Source organism: Lentzea miocenica, assembly GCF_033949945.1.
GTDB lineage: Bacteria > Actinomycetota > Actinomycetes > Mycobacteriales > Pseudonocardiaceae > Lentzea > Lentzea miocenica.
Genome location: NZ_JAXAVW010000007.1, coordinates 1 through 16,782, shown reverse-complemented (window position 1 = coordinate 16,782; position 16,782 = coordinate 1). Strand labels below are relative to the sequence as shown.

Genomic DNA, 16,782 nt, shown 5'->3' with positions numbered 1-16,782 from the left:
GGTGCTCCCATGATCCGCCAACTCGTCTGGAGCTACGTGCTGCTGGTCGCCGTGGCGATCGCGGCGTTCACCGTGCCGGTGGCGTTCACCCTGAACAACCAGCTGTTCGGCGACGCGGAGAACACCGCGCGACGCGAGGCCGACACCGCCGCGCTGCTGCTGGCGTCCGGCGACACGCGGTCGTTGAGCGCGTTGGTGGACGCCTACGAACGGCAGACGCTCGGCCAGATCGACGTGCTCGGGCCGGAACCGGAGAGCAAGGTCTGGGACTCCGAAGGCCTGAAGCTCACGGTGCAGGCGCGGAAACCGGACGGCACCGTCGTCGGCGCGATCCGGCTGTCCTATCCGGACGGTCCGATCATCGACCGGCTTTGGTACATCTGGGGTTTCCGCGCGCTGCTCGCGGTGGGTGTGCTGATCGTGGCGGCGTTCCTCGGGCTGTGGCTGGCGCGGCGGGTCACCCGGCCGTTGCGTGAGTTGAACGGCATGGCGGCGCGGCTGCGGGACGGCGACCTGACCGCGCGCGCCGAGGAGACCGGGCCGCCCGAGACCCGCACGCTCGCCAGGACGTTGAACACCGCCACCGAGACGATCGGCACGCTGGTGCGTTCGCAACGGGCGTTCATCGGTGACGCCTCGCACCAGCTGCGCACACCACTGACGGCGTTGCGGCTGTCGTTGGACAACGTGGCCGACGGTGTCGACGACCCGCACACCCGCGAGGACGTCGAGATGGCGACCGCCGAGGTCGTGCGGATGTCGCGGCTGGTCAACGGATTGCTGGCGCTGGCGCGTGCCGAGGCCGACGTCGCCCATCCCGAACCCGTGCAGGTGCTGGACGTCGTCGCCGAGCGGTTCACCGCCTGGCGCGCCGCCGCCGACGAGCGGTCGATCTCGCTGGTGTCCGAGGGGTTCGACATCCGGGTGCTCGCGACGCCGGGGCACCTCGAGCAGGTGCTGGACAACGTGCTGTCCAACGCGCTGGAGGTGTCCCCGGACGGCGCCACGATCCTGATCCGCACCACCCGGCCGGGTCTGCTGGAGGTCATCGACTCCGGGCCAGGGCTGCCGCCGGCCGATCGCGCGCGGGCGTTCGACCGGTTCTGGCGCGGTCAGGGCCTGACCGGCAAGGGCGGGTCCGGTCTCGGCCTCGCGATCGTCAAGCAGCTCGTCACCGACGACGGCGGCGCGGTGTCGCTGGACGCCGCGGCCGGTGGCGGGCTGTGCGTGCGGATCAGACTTGCTCCGGCATCGCCGACGAGTGGTGGTTCACGATGAGCCAGTTCCCGTCGATCTTCTCGTAGACGAACGTGTAGCGAGCGTCCACAGTGGTCGGCTTGCCGTCCCTGGTGAGCGCGAACCGGTAGGTGCCCGCGTCGATCGCGTCGTCGGCGTCGAGCACCGCGATGTGCGAGTCGAGGATGGTGCCGCTCGGCTTGTTCTGCAGGAAGTGCTCGAAGTAGTCGACGATCTCGGCGCGGGTGGACCGCACCTGGTTCGACACCGTGGGCAGCAGGACCGCATTCGGAGCGTAACGGTCGGCCACCTTCTGGGCGTCACCCGTGGCGAGGGCTGCGTTCCAGTCCGCGAACAGCGCCTTGATTTGGTCGTTCGTCGGCTTGGAGTCCTGCTTGGCGGCTTCTGCCGCATTTCCGGCACATCCGGTCACCAGCAAAGCGGCTCCGGCCAGTGCGGCGACTCCGGCGAAACGGTTGCGCATCGTGTGGTTCTCCCCGATCGAGTGGCTGTTGAACACCACTTTCAGGTAACGCCCGGAAGTGCCCGGGCAGGAGAAGTGCAGGAGAACGCCAAGACCGGGACAATCTTTCCGCAAGCCTGGTAAACCTGGACGTATGGGACTTCTCAGCGGAATGATGGGGAACGCGTCGAAGCTCGACCCGCGGGACGCCGCGAAGGAGTTCGGGCGGCTTCTGGCGCAGGGGGAACAGATCCACGCGGCCTACCAGCTGATGCGCGACTCGTTCCTGTTCACCGACCGGCGGCTCATCCTGGTCGACAAGCAGGGCATGACGGGCAAGAAGGTCGAGTACCACTCAGTGCCGTACAAGGCGATCACGCAGTTCTCCGTCGAGACGGCCGGCACCTTCGACCTGGACGCGGAGCTGAAGATCTGGATCTCCGGCAGTGACGCGCCGATCTCCAAGCAGTTCGGCAAGGGCGTCGACGTGTACGAGGTGCAGGCGCTGCTGGCGGCATTCGTGGCGCGGTAGGGAACCCAGCGCCACGGCGATCTCGGCCAGCGCCACGATGAGCGCGGTGACGAGGTGGCTGGTGTCCAGCAGGACGTTCAGCGCCGTCACGATCACGGGCGCGACCCGGCTGCGGACCAGCACTCGCATGATGACGGTGGCGCAGCGGGTGGTGGACATTTCCGTTCCCTTCCAAGGATTTCGCCTTCACAGATACGTCGAACCAGACCTCCCGATTTCGACATGCGCGGGCACGAAACCCAGTACGGGCAACAAAAAATCCCCCGCGGCACGTGGCCTGCGGGGGATTTCGCTTGCGGGCTCTAGCGGGCCTGCAGCATCGGGCGGAACTTGTCGCGGTACGCCCATGCCAGACCGATCTCGGCGACGACCACGAAGATCGCGATCCCGAGGCCCGACGGCTCCAGGAAGACGTGGATCAGGAAGATGTTCACGACCATCGGCGCCAGGATCGCCAGGGCCAGCGGCACGAACCGGCCGGCGACCAGCAGGACACCCGCGACGAGCTGGACACCCGAGGCCAGCTGCAGCATGTAGCCCGTCGCGTAGAGAGCGGCGGTGAACGCCACTCCGGCGGGCGCCATCGTGCTCGGATCCGGCGCGGGCATGAAGTTCAGGAACCCGTTCAAGCCGGTCGTGGTGAACAGCAGGCCGATCAGCACGCGGGTGATGATCGTGGCGTAGCGGCCGACGGCGATCTTGCGGGTGGCAGGGGCGGCGGTGACGGTCGTGGCGGTCATCTCGGGTTCCTCCTGGGCTGTGGTGTCCTTCCACTGATGCGTCGAACGGCCACGACACCGGATCGACAATCGGCCCAGAAAATCTTCAAAAAGTTTCGGCGGAACCTGTTCGCGCTGGTCAGCCCTCCCGAGCCGCGCGGACGTACTCGGCGACCGGGCTGAGCTTGAGCCAGTTCGGCAGGCCGCGCACCACCCAGCGCGTACCGGTCAGCTCGACCGTGCCCGCGCGCACGGCGTCGAGGAGCTCGTACTCCCCCTCCCACACCCGGTAGAGCGTCGCGAGGTCGGACGCCAGCACCGCGTCGACCTCCAGGCCCGGATCGGTGTAGCAGACAGAGGCGTCACCGGGTTCGACCACGAGCCAGAACGTGCGGTGACGGTCGTTGATGCGGAACTCGATGTTGGCGCGGCGGGTCAGCGTGCCGGTGTCGACGCGGCCGTGCATCCACCACATCAGCACCTCGGGGTCGAGCTCGTCGGCGCGCGGGTCGCCGAACGCGTACCGGGCGCCCCAGTCGGCCAGGCCGAACACCAGGGGGCGCAGGGCCTGCCCGGAGGGGGTCAGCGTGTAGCCGTCTCCGGTGCGCACCACCAGCCCGGCGTTCGCCAGCTGCCTGAGGCGACGGGACAGCAGGGCGCGCGAAAGTCCCGGCAGACCGCGGGAGAGCTCGTTGAAGCGCGAGGCACCGACGAGCATGTCCCGCACGATCAGCAACGTCCACCGGTCGCCCAGCACCTCGACGGCGCGGACGATCGGGCAGTACTGCGCATACGTCCTCACAGGGAAAGTCTCCGTCGTCGCGGGTGTTTCGTTACCGCCGTCCGGTTCACTTTCAGAACTACCTGCGGGGCTTGTCTGTTCTTACGTTCGTCGCATGACAACTCTTGAAACACCGCGGGTGACCAGCACGTTCCCGACTGTCACCAAGGACGACGACGCGAAGTTCGTGGAGATGGCCGCCCGCATCGGCGCGATCGCGGCGGCCCACGCGTCCGAACACGACAGCGACGCGACGTTCGTGGCCGAGGCGTACGAGGCGATGCGCGAGGAGGGCTATCTGGCGTTGGCCGTACCCGAGGAACTGGGCGGGCTCGGCGCCACGATGCGCCAGGTCTGTTACGCCCAGGCCGAACTCGCGCGGCACGACGGCGCGACCGCGCTGGCCGTCACGATGCACCTGTATCTGACGCTGATGCAGGGATATCGCAGACGCAAGGGCGCACCGGACGCGGAGGGCGTGCTGCGGCGCGTGGCCGCGGAGGGCCTGGTCATCGCGACCAGCGGCGGGTCGGACTGGCTGTGGCCGACGACCACGGCGACGCAGGTGGACGGCGGGTTCCTGATCTCCGGGCGCAAGACGTTCTGCAGCCAGTCGCCGCGCGCGAACGTCGTGGCCACGTCCGCTGTCCTCGGTGAGGAGGTGCTGCACTTCAGCGCGCCGCTCAACGCCGAGGGCGTGCGCATCGAGGAAACGTGGGACACGCTCGGAATGCGCGGCACTGCCAGCCACGACGTGGTGCTGGAGGACGTGTTCATCCCGGCAGAGAAGATCGCGGCACGACGGCCGTACGGGGAGTTCGGCGCGCCGCTGTTCGCCGCGGTCGTCCACTTCGCGCCGGTGTGCGGGGCGACGTACTTCGGCATCGCCTCCGGCGCGCGGGACGTGGCCGTGCGGTCGACGTCGAAGAACGCCGTGCGGCAGATCGGGTTGATGGACTACAAGCTGCGCACCGCGTGGTGGTCGCTGATGGGGTCGATCGAGGAGCTCGGCGACGACTACACGGCCAACGCCGAGTCGACCGTCACGGTGATGCTGGCCAAGCGCCAGGCCGTGGTGGAGGCGATCGAGGTCGTGAACCTCGCGATGGAGGTCCTGGGTGGACGGTCGTTCTTCAAGCGTTCACCGCTGGAACGCGCTTACCGCGACGTGCGCGCCGGAACGTTCCACCCGCTCACACCCGAGGCCACACTCATGTACACGGGCAAGGTCGCTCAGGGTGACCCCGGAGTCACGGAGTAGAACTCTTCTTGGGCAACTTCAAGTTGTATGCATGCCAAGGGTTTGCGAGGATTCGGGTCCGTCTCTTATAAGGAGCGATCCCGGTGGCCACTCGGCTCAACCCGTACCTCCGCTTCGACGGCTCCGCCCGTGAAGCCATGGAGTTCTACCACTCGGTCTTCGGCGGCGAGCTGAAGATGAACACGTTCGGCGAGTTCGGCATGCAGGACACGCCGCAGGCAGACCAGATCATGCACGCGCAGCTGGAGACCGAAGCCGGCTACACGCTCATGGCCTCCGACACGCCGCCCGGCATGGGATACCACCCCGGCGACACCATCACCGTGTCCCTGTCGGGCGACGAGGAGGTGCTCCGCACGTACTTCGAGAAGCTCGCCGACGGCGGCAAGGTCGGTACGCCGCTGGAGAAGCAGATGTGGGGCGACGAGTACGGCGACCTGGTCGACAGGTTCGGCATCAACTGGATGGTCAACCTCGGCGGCCTCGGGTAGCGATGACGGGCGGGGCCGCGGTGGTGGCCCCGCCCGCCCTGCTGACGCATCATGTGGACCATGAGCGAGCGTCTGCGATGTGTGGTCGACCAACTCGCGATCCGGCCGGACGAGCGGGTGCTGGAGATCGGCTGCGGTCAGGGCGTGGCCGCGACGATGGTGTGTCAGCTGCTGTCCACCGGCACCCTCACCGCGATCGACCGGTCCACGAAGATGGTCGAGGCCGCGACCCGCCGCAACGCCCCGTACGTGGCGTCCGGCAAGGCCGAGTTCCTCATCGCGTCGCTGGAGGACATGAACCTCGGCGACCGCCGGTTCGACCTGGTCTTCGCCGTTCGCGTCGGCCTGTTCCACCGCGATCCCAGCCGTGCGCACGAACTCGTGCGCCCGTGGCTCGCACCGGGCGCGCGCGTACTTTCCTTCTTCGACGTGCCCATGCGGCCCGGCGCTGTTCAGACGCACACTGTCTAGATCCGCTCCAGCAGCTCGCTGATCAGCTTCTTCGACGGCTCGACGCCCGCGGGTGACATGACCTCGACCTGCGTCTTGCCCTTGCGCGCGGCGACCGTGTGCTGGGTGGTCTCCGAACCGCCGGCCGTGGCCTCGTAGGCCTCGTCGTGGAACCCGTCGATGACCTTGGCCTTCTCCGGCTTGCCCTGCGCGAACGACTTGGCCGTCGCGTTCGTCGTGAACCGCACCTCGACCGGCATGCCGGAACCCACGTACTTGCAGGTCGTGACCGCCTTCTCGACGGTCTCCTGCTGGCCCTGCAGCCGCAGTCCGAGTGCCTTGCCCACGACGGACGAGTTGGCGTTGGCGCAGTTCGGGCCGTTGCCGGCCGGCTGCTCCACTGTGGTCGGGGTCCGCGGTGCCTGCGTCGGGGCGGCCTCCGGAGTGGAGGAGCAGGCGGCGAGAAGGAACGCGGCGGCGAGAAGGGTGATGCGCACACCGGTACATCGGCCCTCCCCCGCCGCCGCGTTACCTCACGGGACTTCTTGCTAGGTGCCGTCGATGAGCTGAGGCCGGACTCGAGGACTCACGGGTCGCGCACGGCGACTTCACCGAGGAGGGCGGAGCGAAGGCGTTGTCGGTGCTGGCGGCCCGCGGGCTTCAGGTGCCCGCCGACGTGGCCGTGGTGGGGTTCAACGACATCGTGACGGCGCAGCACACCACTCCGGCGTTGACGACGGTGCGGCAGCCGATCGACGCGCTCGGGCGGGAGATGACCCGGATGCTGCTGCGGCTGATCGACGGGGACACACCGACGTCACTCATCCTGCCGACGACGTTGGTGCGTCGAGAGTCAGCCTGAGCACCTCGTCGACGCGGGCGTCCCAGTCGATCTCCCGCGCTGTCCCGCCGAGGACCGCCACCGCCGCGAGGGTCACCGTGCCCTCGATGTCGGCGGTCAGCACGGGGATGCTCGCGTTGGTGGTGAACGCCGTGCCCTGCGGCGCCGCGCGCCGTTCCTCGCCGCTCCAGCCCCGGACCGGCACCAGCGCGTTCGGCAAATCGGTCGCCCAGCCCGTCAGCTCCGCCCGTGTGCCGGGCGGGGCGCCGATCACCCGGTGGATCCGTAGTTCCTGGTCGTCCCACACGGCCGTGACGCTCTCGATCCGCAGTCCCGGCACCATCGGCTGGTTCGCGTCGAACACCGGCCGATGCCAGGAAGCCGCCCAGTTGTCCCGCGCGCCCAGCGGGTGGATCCGCCGCCGCACGCTGCGGTCGCCCCTGATGAGCAGGCTGATGTGGTTGTCGGCTGGGTTCTTCGCGGACGTCGGGCCGGTGGTGGTCGAGTACGCGAAACGGCTGTAGAGCGGGTCGTCGTCGGTCGCGTGCTCGCCCTCGAACGGGCGGACGTGGTCGCTGCCGTGGTTGTGCAGCCTGGTGACGCCGTTGTGCCGCTGGATCAGCAGGCCGGGGCCGGGGAGCGCAAGCGTTTGGTCACCGGAGTCGCCTTCTTCCGGTGCGGTCCACAGTGGATGATCCGGACCGGCCAGCAGGCAGACGAACGCCTTCGACGCCCAGTACGGGGAGGCGGGGCCGGAGTAGGGCTGCAACGACGCCTCGTGCGGGCCGTGCCAGCCGAGGCTGAGCAGGCCGTCGGTGAGTGAGCCGCGGTCGACGAAGTACTTCAACGTGGTGCTGATGAGCCGGCGGGAGTGTCCGGGGCTCAGCGGGGTCTCGCCGGTGACCGCGGCCAGGGCGATCGCGCTGGCGGCGGCGAAGCGGTAGGTCAGCGACCGTCCGAAGTAGATCGGGGCGCCGTCCGCGCCGAACAGCAGGTGGAAGCTCTTCAGGTGTTCGGCGAGGTGTGTGGTGACCGGCCGGCCGTCGAGGTGGGCGTCCAGAGCCGGGTAGAGGTGCAGCGCCCAGCCGTTGTAGTGGTCGAACGCGCGGCCGTCGCCGTCGGAGTACCAGCCGTCGCCGCGGTACCAGCCTTCGAGGAGTTCCATCGCCCGGTGTTTCGCTTGCCGGGTCTCGTCGTCGCCGCGGCCGGCCGCTTCCAGGAACGACGCCACGGTGTAGGGGAAGAAGTACCAGTTGTTCGCCGCGGGGACGCGCCTCAGCGCCTCGCGCAGCCAGGCTTCTGCGCGGTCCTGCACGCTTTCGGGGAGCTTGTCCCAGAGCCACGGCTTGGTCAGCCGCAGGCCCAGCGCAACCGAGGCCGACTCGACCATCGGCTGGCCGACGTCGGTGATCGCGGGCCACTCCCCCGCCGTGCCCGCGGCCAGACCGGCGGCGTAGCGCTCCAGCCAGTTGTGCGGGTCTTCGCCGTGCGCGGTGCGGAACGCGGCGGCGAGGAACGTGCGGGCGTAGCCCTCCAGGCCGTCGGAGCGCACGCCGCTGCGCGAGGGGCGGCCGGGCAGGTCGAGGAAAGCCTGGTCGGGGGACGCGTATCGCCAGGCTGCGTCGAGCAGGCCGTCGGCGGCGGCGACCCAGTGGGTGCGGGTGAGGCCGGTGTGGGGGCTGAGTGAGCGGTCCTCGGCTGGCAGCTTCACGCGATGTGTTCCCTTCGTTCGGCAGGCACCGGGGTCTCGTCCAGCAGCATCACGCGATCCGCCCCCTTCGCTCCGCAGGCACCGAGGCCTCGGCCAGCAGCATCACGCGATCCGCCCCCTTCGCTCCGCGGGCACCGGGGTCTGGAACGGCTCCCCCGCGACCCACCTGCGGACCTCGTCCACGGCGTGCCTGCCGAGGCGGCCCCACTCGTTGCCCTGCGAGCCCGCCAGGTGAGGTGTGATGAGCACGTTGTCGTTGCGCCACAACGGGTGGTCCGCGGGCAGCACCTCGGGGTCGGTCACGTCGAGCACCGCCCGGATCCGCCCGGCCTCGTCGACCAGGGCCTCCTGGTCGACCACGGCGCCGCGGGCGGTGTTGATCAGGACGGCGTCGTCGCGCAGCAGGCCCAGAAGCTCGCGGCTCACCAGTCCCCTGGTCTCCGGCAGCAACGGCGTGTGCACGCTGACCACGTCGCTGCGCTCGAACAGCTCGGGCAGGCTCACTGACTCGGCACCGTCCACTTCGGTCACGAACGGGTCGTGCACCAGCACGTGGAAATCGTAGGGCCGCAGCAGCTCGACCACCCGCCGGCCGATCATCGACGCGGACAGGATCCCTACGGTCGCGCCGAAGTTCCCGACGGTGTCAGGGACGCCGTACACGGTCATCCGCTTGGTCGAGCGGTATTCGCGGGCGCGTTCGAGCACGCGTTTGCCGCTCAGCAGGATCATCGCGACGGTGTACTCGGCGACCGGCAGCGCGTTGGCCTGCGCGGCCGACGACACCACGATCCCCCGTTCCCAGCAGGCGTCGGTGACGAAGCCCTTCACGGAACCGGCGGTGTGCACGATCGCTTTGAGGCTGGGCAACCGTTCCAGAACGGCGGCGGTGATCGGCGGGCAGCCCCAGCCGGTGACGAGCAGGTCGACATCCGGAAGATCGGCGAGGTCCTGGACGACCGGGCCGAAGTCGCAGACCGACTTGAGATCATCGAGCACGGGCGTGAGGACGGCGGCGGCAGCTGCCGCCGACATCAGGCCCGCGATCCTCACTTGACGGCTCCCGCGGTCATACCTGCCTTCCAGAACCGTTGCAGCAGCATGAACGCCAGGATCAGCGGCAGCACGGCGAAGAGTGATCCCATGATCACCACCGGGTAGTACTCGGGGGACACGGTGGCCGAACTGTTCCACTGGTAGAGGCCGAGGCTCACCGGGTAGAGCTTCTGGTCGGACAGCATGACCATGGGCAGGAAGAAGTTGTTCCAGATCGTGGTGAGCTGGAACAGGAACAGCGTGATCATGCCGGGTCCCAGCATCCGCAGCGCGACCTTGAAGTAGGTGCCGAGATCGCCCGCGCCGTCGATGCGGGCGGCTTCCAGCACCTCGTCGGGCACGTAGCCCTGCGAGAAGATCCGGCCGAGGTAGACGCCGAACGGGTTGAACAGCGCCGGGATGAACACCGCCCAGAACGTGTTGACCAGGCCCGCCTCGGACGCCATCAGGTACAGCGGCAGCGCCAGCACGGTCTGCGGCACCATGACCGCGGCGAGTACCAGGCCGAAGAGCTTTTCCTTGTGGCGGAACGAGTACTTGTCGAACGCGTACCCCGCGGCGATCGAGATGAACGCGCTGGCCGCCGCGCCGATCACCGCGTACAGCAGGCTGTTGAGGTACCAACGGCCGTAGAGGCCCTTGTCCATCGCGAACAGGTTCTTGACGTTCTCCACGAACGAGAAGTCGCTGAAGGAGAAGAGGTCGCTCTCGAACAGCGCGTCGACGTTCTTCGTGGCGGCGAGCAGCAGCCACATCACCGGCAGCAGGGTGTAGAGGACGGCGACGCCGATCACGACGTTCACCGTGGTCCGGCCGAGGAGGGTCATCAGGCGGCCTTCCTGTTCGTCCAGCGGGTGACGCCGAAGGACAGCGCGATCGTGAAGGCCAGCAGGATCACGGACGCGGCCGCGGCGAGGCCGTAGTTGTTGCGGGTGAAGGCGGCGTCGTAGATGTACATGCTCGGCGAGAACCGGGCGCTGATCATCGGCGTGGACTGGCTGAGCAGCACGGGTTCGGTGAACAGCTGCAGGGCCCAGATCAGCGTGAAGATGCCGACCGTGACGATCGCGCCGCGCACCAGCGGTGTCTTGATGCGGAGCGCCTGCTTGACCGGGCCCGCGCCGTCGACGACCGAGGCTTCCAGGACTTCGCGAGGCACCGCCTGGAGTGCCGCGTAGAAGATCACCATGTTGTAGCCGAGGTTGCTCCACAGGGCGATGTTCACGATCGACGGCAGCACCGTGTTGATGCCGAGGAAGTTGATCTGGATGTCGCCCTTGGCGAACAGGTCGATGATCGGGCTCAGGCCGGGGGTGTAGAGGTACAGCCAGATCAGCGCGGCGATGATGCCCGGCACGGCGTGCGGCAGGTAGAGGCTCATCTGGGCCCAGCCGCGCAGTTTGGCGACGCCGGAGTCCAGCAGCAGTGCGAGGACGAGCGCGCCGACGACCATCAGCGGGATGTAGATCAGGCAGTAGAGCACCACCGTGAGCAGGCCGCCCCGGAACGTCGGGTCGCTCAGCACGGCGACATAGCTGCGCACACCGACGAAAACCGTGCTCTCCGCGCCGAAGCCGAGTCCGGGCTGGTCCTGCGCGAAGAAGCTGAGCCAGATCGCGGTGCCGGTCGGTACGAGGAAGACCGTGACGAGCAGGAGGAAGAACGGCGCCATCAGCACGGCGCAGGCGAGTTTGCCCTTCACCGCTCGACCTCCTCAGTGGACAGTCCGAGCGCCTTGAGGTCGGGCATGGTGCCGCTCTGGGCCTCGCGAACCGCTTCGATCAGCGTGCCGACGCCGGCGCCCGCCTTGGCGAAGCCGTCCTGCATGACCTTCTGGGTGGCGGTCATCCGCGGGCCCCACACCCAGCCGTCCCGGACCTTGTCGGCCTCCTGCTTGAAGAGCCGGTAGATGTCCTGGCCGCCGTAGTACTCGCCGGGGAACGCCTTGGCGCCCGCGTCGACGAGGCCGGGCGCGACCGGGTACTGGCTGCTGGTGCCGCTCTTGAGGCGAGCGGTGAGCGCGTCCGGGTGGGTGCACTGCCACTCGATGAACTCCATGGCCGCCTCGGGTTGCTGGGAGTCCTTGGTGACCGCGAACGTCGAACCGCCGTGCGTGCCGACCACCGGCTGGTCCCAGACGGGCATGGGAGCGATGCGCCACTTGCCCTTCTGGCCGGGACGGGCGCGCATCTGGGCACCCGCGTCCCAGGCGCCGCTCAGCCTGGTGATCACCCGGTCCTGACCGACCTGGGCGTCGTGCTGCTTGCTGTCGCTGGCGTTGCGGAAGACGAGGTCCTCGTCGATCAGGCCCTGCCAGTACTCGGCGACCTTCCGCGTGGGCGCGTCGGCGAGCGAGACCTGCCACTTGCCGTTGCCCGTGTCGAACCACTGCGCGCCGGCCTGCCAGGCGTAGCAGGCGAACTGCATGGCGCCGTCGGTCGGGAAGAGCCCGAGCTTCTTGTCCGGGAACTTGGCCCGCACCTTCCTGGCGAGGTCGGTGTACTCGTCCCAGGTCTCGGGGATCTGGAAACCGTTGGCCTCGAACAGGTCGGCGCGGTAGTGCAGCACCATCGGCTCGATGTCGAGCGGGACGCTGAACACGCGGTTGTCGAACGTCGTCAGCTTGAGCGCTTGTGGCAACAGCTTCTGCTTCACGCGATCGGTGACGAGGTCGGTGATGTCGCGGGCGACGCCGTCGATCGCGTACCCCGGCACCTGCGGGTACTCGATGGTGGCGACGTCAGGGGCGTTGCCCGCCCTGGCCGCGTTGCTGAGCTTGGCGTAGCCGCCCTGCCCGCCGGAGGGGATCTGCTGGAAGATCACCTTGATGCGGTTCTGCGTGGTGTTGAACGCGTCGACGACCTGCTGGCTACCGCGCAGCGCCGACCAGAACGTGATCTCTACCGGGCCCCCGGCACCGCGGCGTTGCGGAGTTGAGCAGGCCGCCAGTGGTGCCGTGAGGCCCGCCGCGAGGAGTGTGCGACGACTCAGGCGCATGATTCGCATCCTGATCGCCTGATCGGTTTATCGTCAAGAAACGGTCAAACGCTCAGTCGATGAGCGGATCTTCAACTCGGGCAGCAGTTCGACGCGTTCGACGCTCTGACCTGGGCTTTGCAGCTGCCGGAGCAGCAACTGGGCCGCGACTTTCCCGACCTCGGTCTTCGGCGGGGCGATGGCCGTGAGCGGGATGCTGCCCAGCGCGGCGACCACGTCGTCGTACGCCACGACCGAGCACCTCCTGGGCACTGCGATGCCGGCGTCCGTCAGCTGCTGGACCAGCATCAACGCGTCGACGTCACCGTGCAGGATCGTCGCGGTCGCCCGATGCGCGCGGAGGATGCCGACCAGCCCGGTGTCCGGCGAGCTGCCGACCGTGATGGCGTCTTCGAGGTCGGCCGAGATCTCCTTGAACGCTTTCCTGAGCGCTCGCGCGGTCGGGCTGTCGTCGCGGGCGGCGAGCACGATCCTGCGGTGACCGAGGTCCGTCAGGTGCTTCACGGCCAGGTGCATGCCGTACCAGTGGTCCGAGCACACCGAGTTCATCGCTCGCAGGTGGCCACTCGGCCGGCGCTCCATCAGCACGGTCGGCACCCCGGTCCCGGCGAGCCAGTCGTCTTTCAGCTCTTCCTCGTGGCTGCGCCACCGCGGCGCGATGAGCAGGCCCTGGACCGGTTCCGCGAGCGCCCGTTCGACGATCGGTTTCTCGGCGCCTTTGACCTGCGGCGCGATGTGCAGCACGACCCGCATGCCGGCTTCTTCCAGCGCTTTGCGGGCACCGTTCATCGTCTCGTACAGGTAGGTGTGCCGCTCCGGCACGACCAGCGCGACCGCCCCGTTCGCGTCCCGTCTCGGCGACGGCTGCTCCACCGGCGTGAGCGACCGCGCGACCCCGTGCCCACGGCGCAGCTTGCCGAGCCGCGAGAGCTCCTCGACGTCGCGCCGGATCGTGACGATCGAAACGTCCAGCTCGCTCGCCAGATCGCTCACCTTGACCGTGCCCCGCGACGCTATGACAGCCAGAATCCGCTGCCGCCGCGCATCGCTGGGTTCACGCATGACCGTCCGCCTGTTCGTTTGAGCGTTTGGTCGCGAGCATAACCCGCGAACGATCACGGCGCTGCCGAGACCATCCGGACGAGCGTGTCGACGAGGGCGTCGGCCGTGGTGTGCCACTTGTCCGCACCGAGGTGGCCGCTGTGCTCCATGCCCGCGATGCCGTGCGCACTGGTGAGCAGCAACGCGCCGTAGTGCTGCGCGTCTTGTTCTCCCACGACGGAGGCGACGATGGCCAGGAACTCGTCCTGGAACCGCGCGGCGCCTCGATCGGCGGCTTCCGGATCTCCTTCCGGTCCGCACACCTGACGGTGCAGCCGCTCCAGCTGGTTGAGGCGCTTTCCGTTCCACCTGAACAACATCTGGTACAGGTGCGGCTGCTCCCTGCCGATGCCTACGAGCACCTGGAGAGCGGCCCGCAGCTTCTTGGCGGCCGGCAGCGTTTCGTCGAGCCGCACGGCGTGCACCTGGTCGCCGATGTCCTCCCAGCACTCGGCGGCGATGGCGGTGAGCAGGCTGTCCTTGTCCGCGAAGTGCCGGTAGGGCGCTCCCCTCGTCACGCCCGCCTTCGCACCGACCTCGCGCAACGTGACCGCTTCCGGACCGCCGAGGTCGAGCAGTTCGGCGGCCGCGTCGAGCAGGGCGCGGCGGGTGGCGGCGGCGGACTCCGCACGGGTGACCATGTCGTTCATCCTACAGTTGACAGTGTCATCTGAGTGCGTACCGTGGTTGAGGTGACAACGTCATCTGAAAGTCGGAAGCTGGTCGTCGTGACCGGAGCGTCCACGGGCATGGGCCGGGCGACGGCCGTCGAACTGGCGCGTCAGGGGTTCCACGTGCTGGCAGGGGTGCGCCAGGACAGCGATGCCGACGCCATCCGGTCGGCCGGGATCGAGCCGGTCATCCTCGACATCACCAAGCCGGAGCAGGTGGAGGCGCTCGCATTGCGGGTCGGCCCTTCGCTGCACGCGTTGGTCAACAACGCCGGAATCCAGGTGAACGCGCCGGTCGAGGCGCTGCCGATGGATCAGTGGCGGCGGACGTTCGAGGTCAACCTGTTCGGTCATGTCGCCGTGACGCAGGCACTTCTGCCCGCGTTGCTGCGCGGTCAGGGGCGGGTCGTCAACATCAGCTCGGTTGGCGGCAAGGCGGCGATGCCCACTTACGGGGCGTATGCCGGGGCGAAGTTCGCGTTGGAGGCGGTCAGCGACTCGCTGCGGCGGGAGGTTGCGGCTTTGGGCGTGCAGGTGGTTGTGGTTGAGCCTGGCGGGGTTCGGACGGAGATGGCCGCGCGGGGGATTGCGACGGCGGACGAGTTGGCTGCTGGGATGACTGCCGAGCAGGAGCGGCGGTATGGCGGGATGGTTCTGGCGATCAACTCGTTGATGGATTCTGGGACTGCGGCGGGGGTTTCGGCTGAGGCGGCCGCGTTGGTGGTGGCCAAGGCGGTGACGGCGCGTCGGCCGCGTACTCGGTACACGATTGGGCGGGATGCTGCCGTGCTCACTCGGTTGGTTCGTGTTTTGTCTGATCGGGCGCTTGATCGGGTCATCGCGGCCCGTCTTCGGCGGGTATGACGGCTTGACGGCTGCGCCGACCCGGCACATGCCCTCCTTCGTCGGGCGTGTGCCGGAACGAATTTCTGTGGTCGGGTTGCTCGGGTGGTTGCGGGGCGTGGACCGTTTGCGTGCGGGGGTGCCGGACGCTCCTATAGACGTCAAGCGTGTTGTGCGAGGTCTTTCATGATGGCTGTGTGCGCTTCGCGGAGGATGTAGCGCTTGAGGCAGCGGAGGATGTCGCGTTTGGTGAGGCCTTGTTCGGTGCGTCGTTGCAGGTAGGCCTTGGTGCGTGGGCAGTAGCGCAGGCGGACGACGGCGACGATGTGCAGGACGCGGTTGGCTTGGCGTTCGCCGCCTTTGTTGAGGCGGTGCCGGTCGGTTCGTCCGGATGAGGCTGGGAGTGGGGCGACGCCGCAGAGTTTGGCGAAGGCCGCTTCGCTGTGCAGGCGTTGGGGGTTGTCGCCGGCGGTGACGAGGAGCTGGCCGGCGACGTCGGTGCCGATGCCGAGCAGGCCGACCAGGGTGGGGGCGGTCGCGGTGACCAGCCGGTCGAGGTGTTTGTCGAGCTGGGTGATCTGCTGGTTGAGGGCGGCGATTCGCTCGGCCATGGATCGCAGGGCGAGCATGGTGCCGTGGGTGGGGCTGGCCAGCTGGGTGAGGTCGGGTTCCAGGGCGGTGCAGGCGGTGAGTAGTGCTTTGGGTTGTTTGCCGCGTAAGGCTTCGCGGAGCGCGGCGGGTGCGGTGGTGATGAGGTTGGTGAGTTCGTTGCGGGCGGCGGTGCGGGCTTTGACCGCGCCACCGCGGACGATGCGCAGGGCGCGGATGGACTCGATTGGTCCGTCGGCGGTTTTGGGTGTGGCGGTTTTGTCGTCGGAGATGACGGCGCGGGCGGCGTTGATGGCGTCGATGACGTCGGATTTGCCGTGGCTGCGACGGGTTCGCCGGTCGGGGCGGGAGACTTCGCGGACCTGGATTCCGTGCTGGCGCAGCGATATCGCGAGTTGTTTGCCGTAGGAGCCGGTGCCTTCGACGCCGACTGTGGCGATGGGGCCGAAGCCGGTCAGCCAGCCGGGCAGTTGTGCGCAACCGTCGGGGGTGGCGGGGAACTCGGCGTCGCCCAGGAGGCGGCCGAGGTGGTCGAGTGCGGCGGCGTGGTGGGTGTCGGTGTGGGTGTCGACTCCGCCGAACACCTCGCCGTGGGCAGGGGTGTGTGGATCGGGCATCCTGAAGGCCGCCGTCCTTGCTCGCTGGACCGTGTCGGGACGGCACGCACCGGGCTGGGCGGGGCGGACAGAACAGAGATGGGTCCTGGTGAGACAGGCTCCTATCAGGTCACTTCCGCCCGCCTGGTGACGTGCACACGAGACCACCCAGGCCGGACGACAGATCCGGCGAAAGACACCACGGTCAGTTGCGTTGAGGGTCAGACCAACCCAGGCGATCCCGCCACAACATCCTCTCTGTTGCGTTGGTGGTCGCCGGGTGCGAGTTGCGATTGAAAGAATTCGTTCAGAATGGCGGTGGGTCGCCCAGTACTGGTTCTGGGTGGCGTTGGTAGGTTTTCCGGCGGGGCTTTTGAAGCAGAATCTGCCGGGTTTTGGTTGGGTCACTTGCCAGGCCGAGCGA

The 16,782-nt window shown here is 68.3% G+C and carries 19 protein-coding genes; 7 read left to right on the top strand and 12 right to left on the bottom strand.

What is annotated here, in order from left to right:
* Positions 1–9: 9 nt before the first annotated feature.
* Positions 10–1,278 (top strand): sensor histidine kinase, encoded by a 1,269-nt coding sequence (locus tag SK803_RS10370; protein WP_319965633.1) that lies wholly within the window; start codon positions 10–12, stop codon positions 1,276–1,278.
* Here the strand turns inward: SK803_RS10370 and SK803_RS10365 are convergent.
* Positions 1,235–1,720, bottom strand: a complete 486-nt coding sequence (locus tag SK803_RS10365) for an SgcJ/EcaC family oxidoreductase (protein WP_319965632.1) — start codon at positions 1,718–1,720, stop codon at positions 1,235–1,237. The two genes, SK803_RS10370 and SK803_RS10365, sit on opposite strands and share 44 nt — an antisense overlap.
* Positions 1,721–1,853: 133 nt before the next feature.
* Between SK803_RS10365 and SK803_RS10360 the strand changes: the two genes are divergently transcribed.
* Positions 1,854–2,231, top strand: coding sequence for a PH domain-containing protein (locus SK803_RS10360; RefSeq protein WP_319965630.1), 378 nt, complete (start codon positions 1,854–1,856; stop codon positions 2,229–2,231).
* 302 nt (positions 2,232–2,533) lie between these two features.
* Here SK803_RS10360 and SK803_RS10355 read toward each other — a convergent pair whose 3' ends face one another.
* Both SK803_RS10355 and SK803_RS10350 read right to left on the bottom strand, forming a co-directional pair.
* Positions 2,534–2,971: a hypothetical protein gene (locus tag SK803_RS10355; RefSeq protein ID WP_319965629.1), complete on the bottom strand. Its 438-nt coding sequence runs from the start codon at positions 2,969–2,971 to the stop codon at positions 2,534–2,536.
* Between the two features lie 118 nt (positions 2,972–3,089).
* Entirely contained in the window at positions 3,090–3,752 is a 663-nt protein-coding gene (locus tag SK803_RS10350; RefSeq protein ID WP_319965628.1) for a winged helix-turn-helix transcriptional regulator, read from the bottom strand.
* Positions 3,753–3,846: 94 nt separating this feature from the next.
* Between SK803_RS10350 and SK803_RS10345 the strand changes: the two genes are divergently transcribed.
* The 3 genes from SK803_RS10345 to SK803_RS10335 all read left to right on the top strand — a co-directional run bounded on the left by SK803_RS10345 (position 3,847) and on the right by SK803_RS10335 (position 5,954).
* Complete coding sequence (locus SK803_RS10345; protein WP_319965627.1) at positions 3,847–4,992, top strand: acyl-CoA dehydrogenase family protein; 1,146 nt, start codon at positions 3,847–3,849, stop codon at positions 4,990–4,992.
* Between the two features lie 83 nt (positions 4,993–5,075).
* A complete protein-coding gene (locus SK803_RS10340) occupies positions 5,076–5,483 on the top strand; it encodes a VOC family protein (protein ID WP_319965626.1) in 408 nt (135 codons plus the stop codon).
* Positions 5,484–5,543: 60 nt separating this feature from the next.
* Entirely contained in the window at positions 5,544–5,954 is a 411-nt protein-coding gene (locus SK803_RS10335) for a class I SAM-dependent methyltransferase (RefSeq protein WP_319965625.1), read from the top strand.
* On the opposite strand, the gene SK803_RS10330 is transcribed toward SK803_RS10335, so the two are convergent.
* Positions 5,951–6,430, bottom strand: a complete 480-nt coding sequence (locus SK803_RS10330) for a hypothetical protein (protein WP_319965624.1) — start codon at positions 6,428–6,430, stop codon at positions 5,951–5,953. The genes SK803_RS10335 and SK803_RS10330 overlap by 4 nt on opposite strands.
* A 143-nt stretch (positions 6,431–6,573) precedes the next feature.
* Here SK803_RS10330 and SK803_RS10325 point away from each other — a divergent pair, with 143 nt between their 5' ends.
* Positions 6,574–6,795: a substrate-binding domain-containing protein gene (locus SK803_RS10325; protein ID WP_319965777.1), complete on the top strand. Its 222-nt coding sequence runs from the start codon at positions 6,574–6,576 to the stop codon at positions 6,793–6,795.
* On the opposite strand, the gene SK803_RS10320 is transcribed toward SK803_RS10325, so the two are convergent.
* The 7 genes from SK803_RS10320 to SK803_RS10290 all read right to left on the bottom strand — a co-directional run bounded on the left by SK803_RS10320 (position 6,755) and on the right by SK803_RS10290 (position 14,280).
* Complete coding sequence (locus SK803_RS10320) at positions 6,755–8,485, bottom strand: DUF2264 domain-containing protein (protein ID WP_319965623.1); 1,731 nt, start codon at positions 8,483–8,485, stop codon at positions 6,755–6,757. The genes SK803_RS10325 and SK803_RS10320 overlap by 41 nt on opposite strands.
* 102 nt (positions 8,486–8,587) lie before the next feature.
* Positions 8,588–9,538, bottom strand: a complete 951-nt coding sequence (locus tag SK803_RS10315; RefSeq protein WP_319965622.1) for a hydroxyacid dehydrogenase — start codon at positions 9,536–9,538, stop codon at positions 8,588–8,590.
* Positions 9,535–10,368, bottom strand: a complete 834-nt coding sequence (locus SK803_RS10310; protein WP_319965621.1) for a carbohydrate ABC transporter permease — start codon at positions 10,366–10,368, stop codon at positions 9,535–9,537. Before SK803_RS10310 ends, SK803_RS10315 begins: the two co-directional genes overlap by 4 nt.
* Positions 10,368–11,243, bottom strand: coding sequence for a carbohydrate ABC transporter permease (locus SK803_RS10305; RefSeq protein WP_319965620.1), 876 nt, complete (start codon positions 11,241–11,243; stop codon positions 10,368–10,370). Before SK803_RS10305 ends, SK803_RS10310 begins: the two co-directional genes overlap by 1 nt.
* Positions 11,240–12,538, bottom strand: coding sequence for an ABC transporter substrate-binding protein (locus tag SK803_RS10300; RefSeq protein ID WP_319965618.1), 1,299 nt, complete (start codon positions 12,536–12,538; stop codon positions 11,240–11,242). Before SK803_RS10300 ends, SK803_RS10305 begins: the two co-directional genes overlap by 4 nt.
* Positions 12,539–12,571: 33 nt before the next feature.
* Positions 12,572–13,600, bottom strand: coding sequence for a substrate-binding domain-containing protein (locus SK803_RS10295; RefSeq protein ID WP_319965617.1), 1,029 nt, complete (start codon positions 13,598–13,600; stop codon positions 12,572–12,574).
* Positions 13,601–13,653: 53 nt separating this feature from the next.
* On the bottom strand, positions 13,654–14,280 hold the full coding sequence (locus tag SK803_RS10290; protein WP_319965616.1) for a TetR/AcrR family transcriptional regulator: 627 nt from the start codon (positions 14,278–14,280) through the stop codon (positions 13,654–13,656).
* An 87-nt stretch (positions 14,281–14,367) separates the two neighbouring features.
* Here SK803_RS10290 and SK803_RS10285 point away from each other — a divergent pair, with 87 nt between their 5' ends.
* A complete protein-coding gene (locus SK803_RS10285; RefSeq protein WP_319965615.1) occupies positions 14,368–15,174 on the top strand; it encodes an SDR family NAD(P)-dependent oxidoreductase in 807 nt (268 codons plus the stop codon).
* Between the two features lie 140 nt (positions 15,175–15,314).
* Here the strand turns inward: SK803_RS10285 and SK803_RS10280 are convergent, their stop codons facing one another.
* Positions 15,315–16,346: an IS110 family RNA-guided transposase gene (locus SK803_RS10280; protein ID WP_319965614.1), complete on the bottom strand. Its 1,032-nt coding sequence runs from the start codon at positions 16,344–16,346 to the stop codon at positions 15,315–15,317.
* Positions 16,347–16,782: the final 436 nt, after the last annotated feature.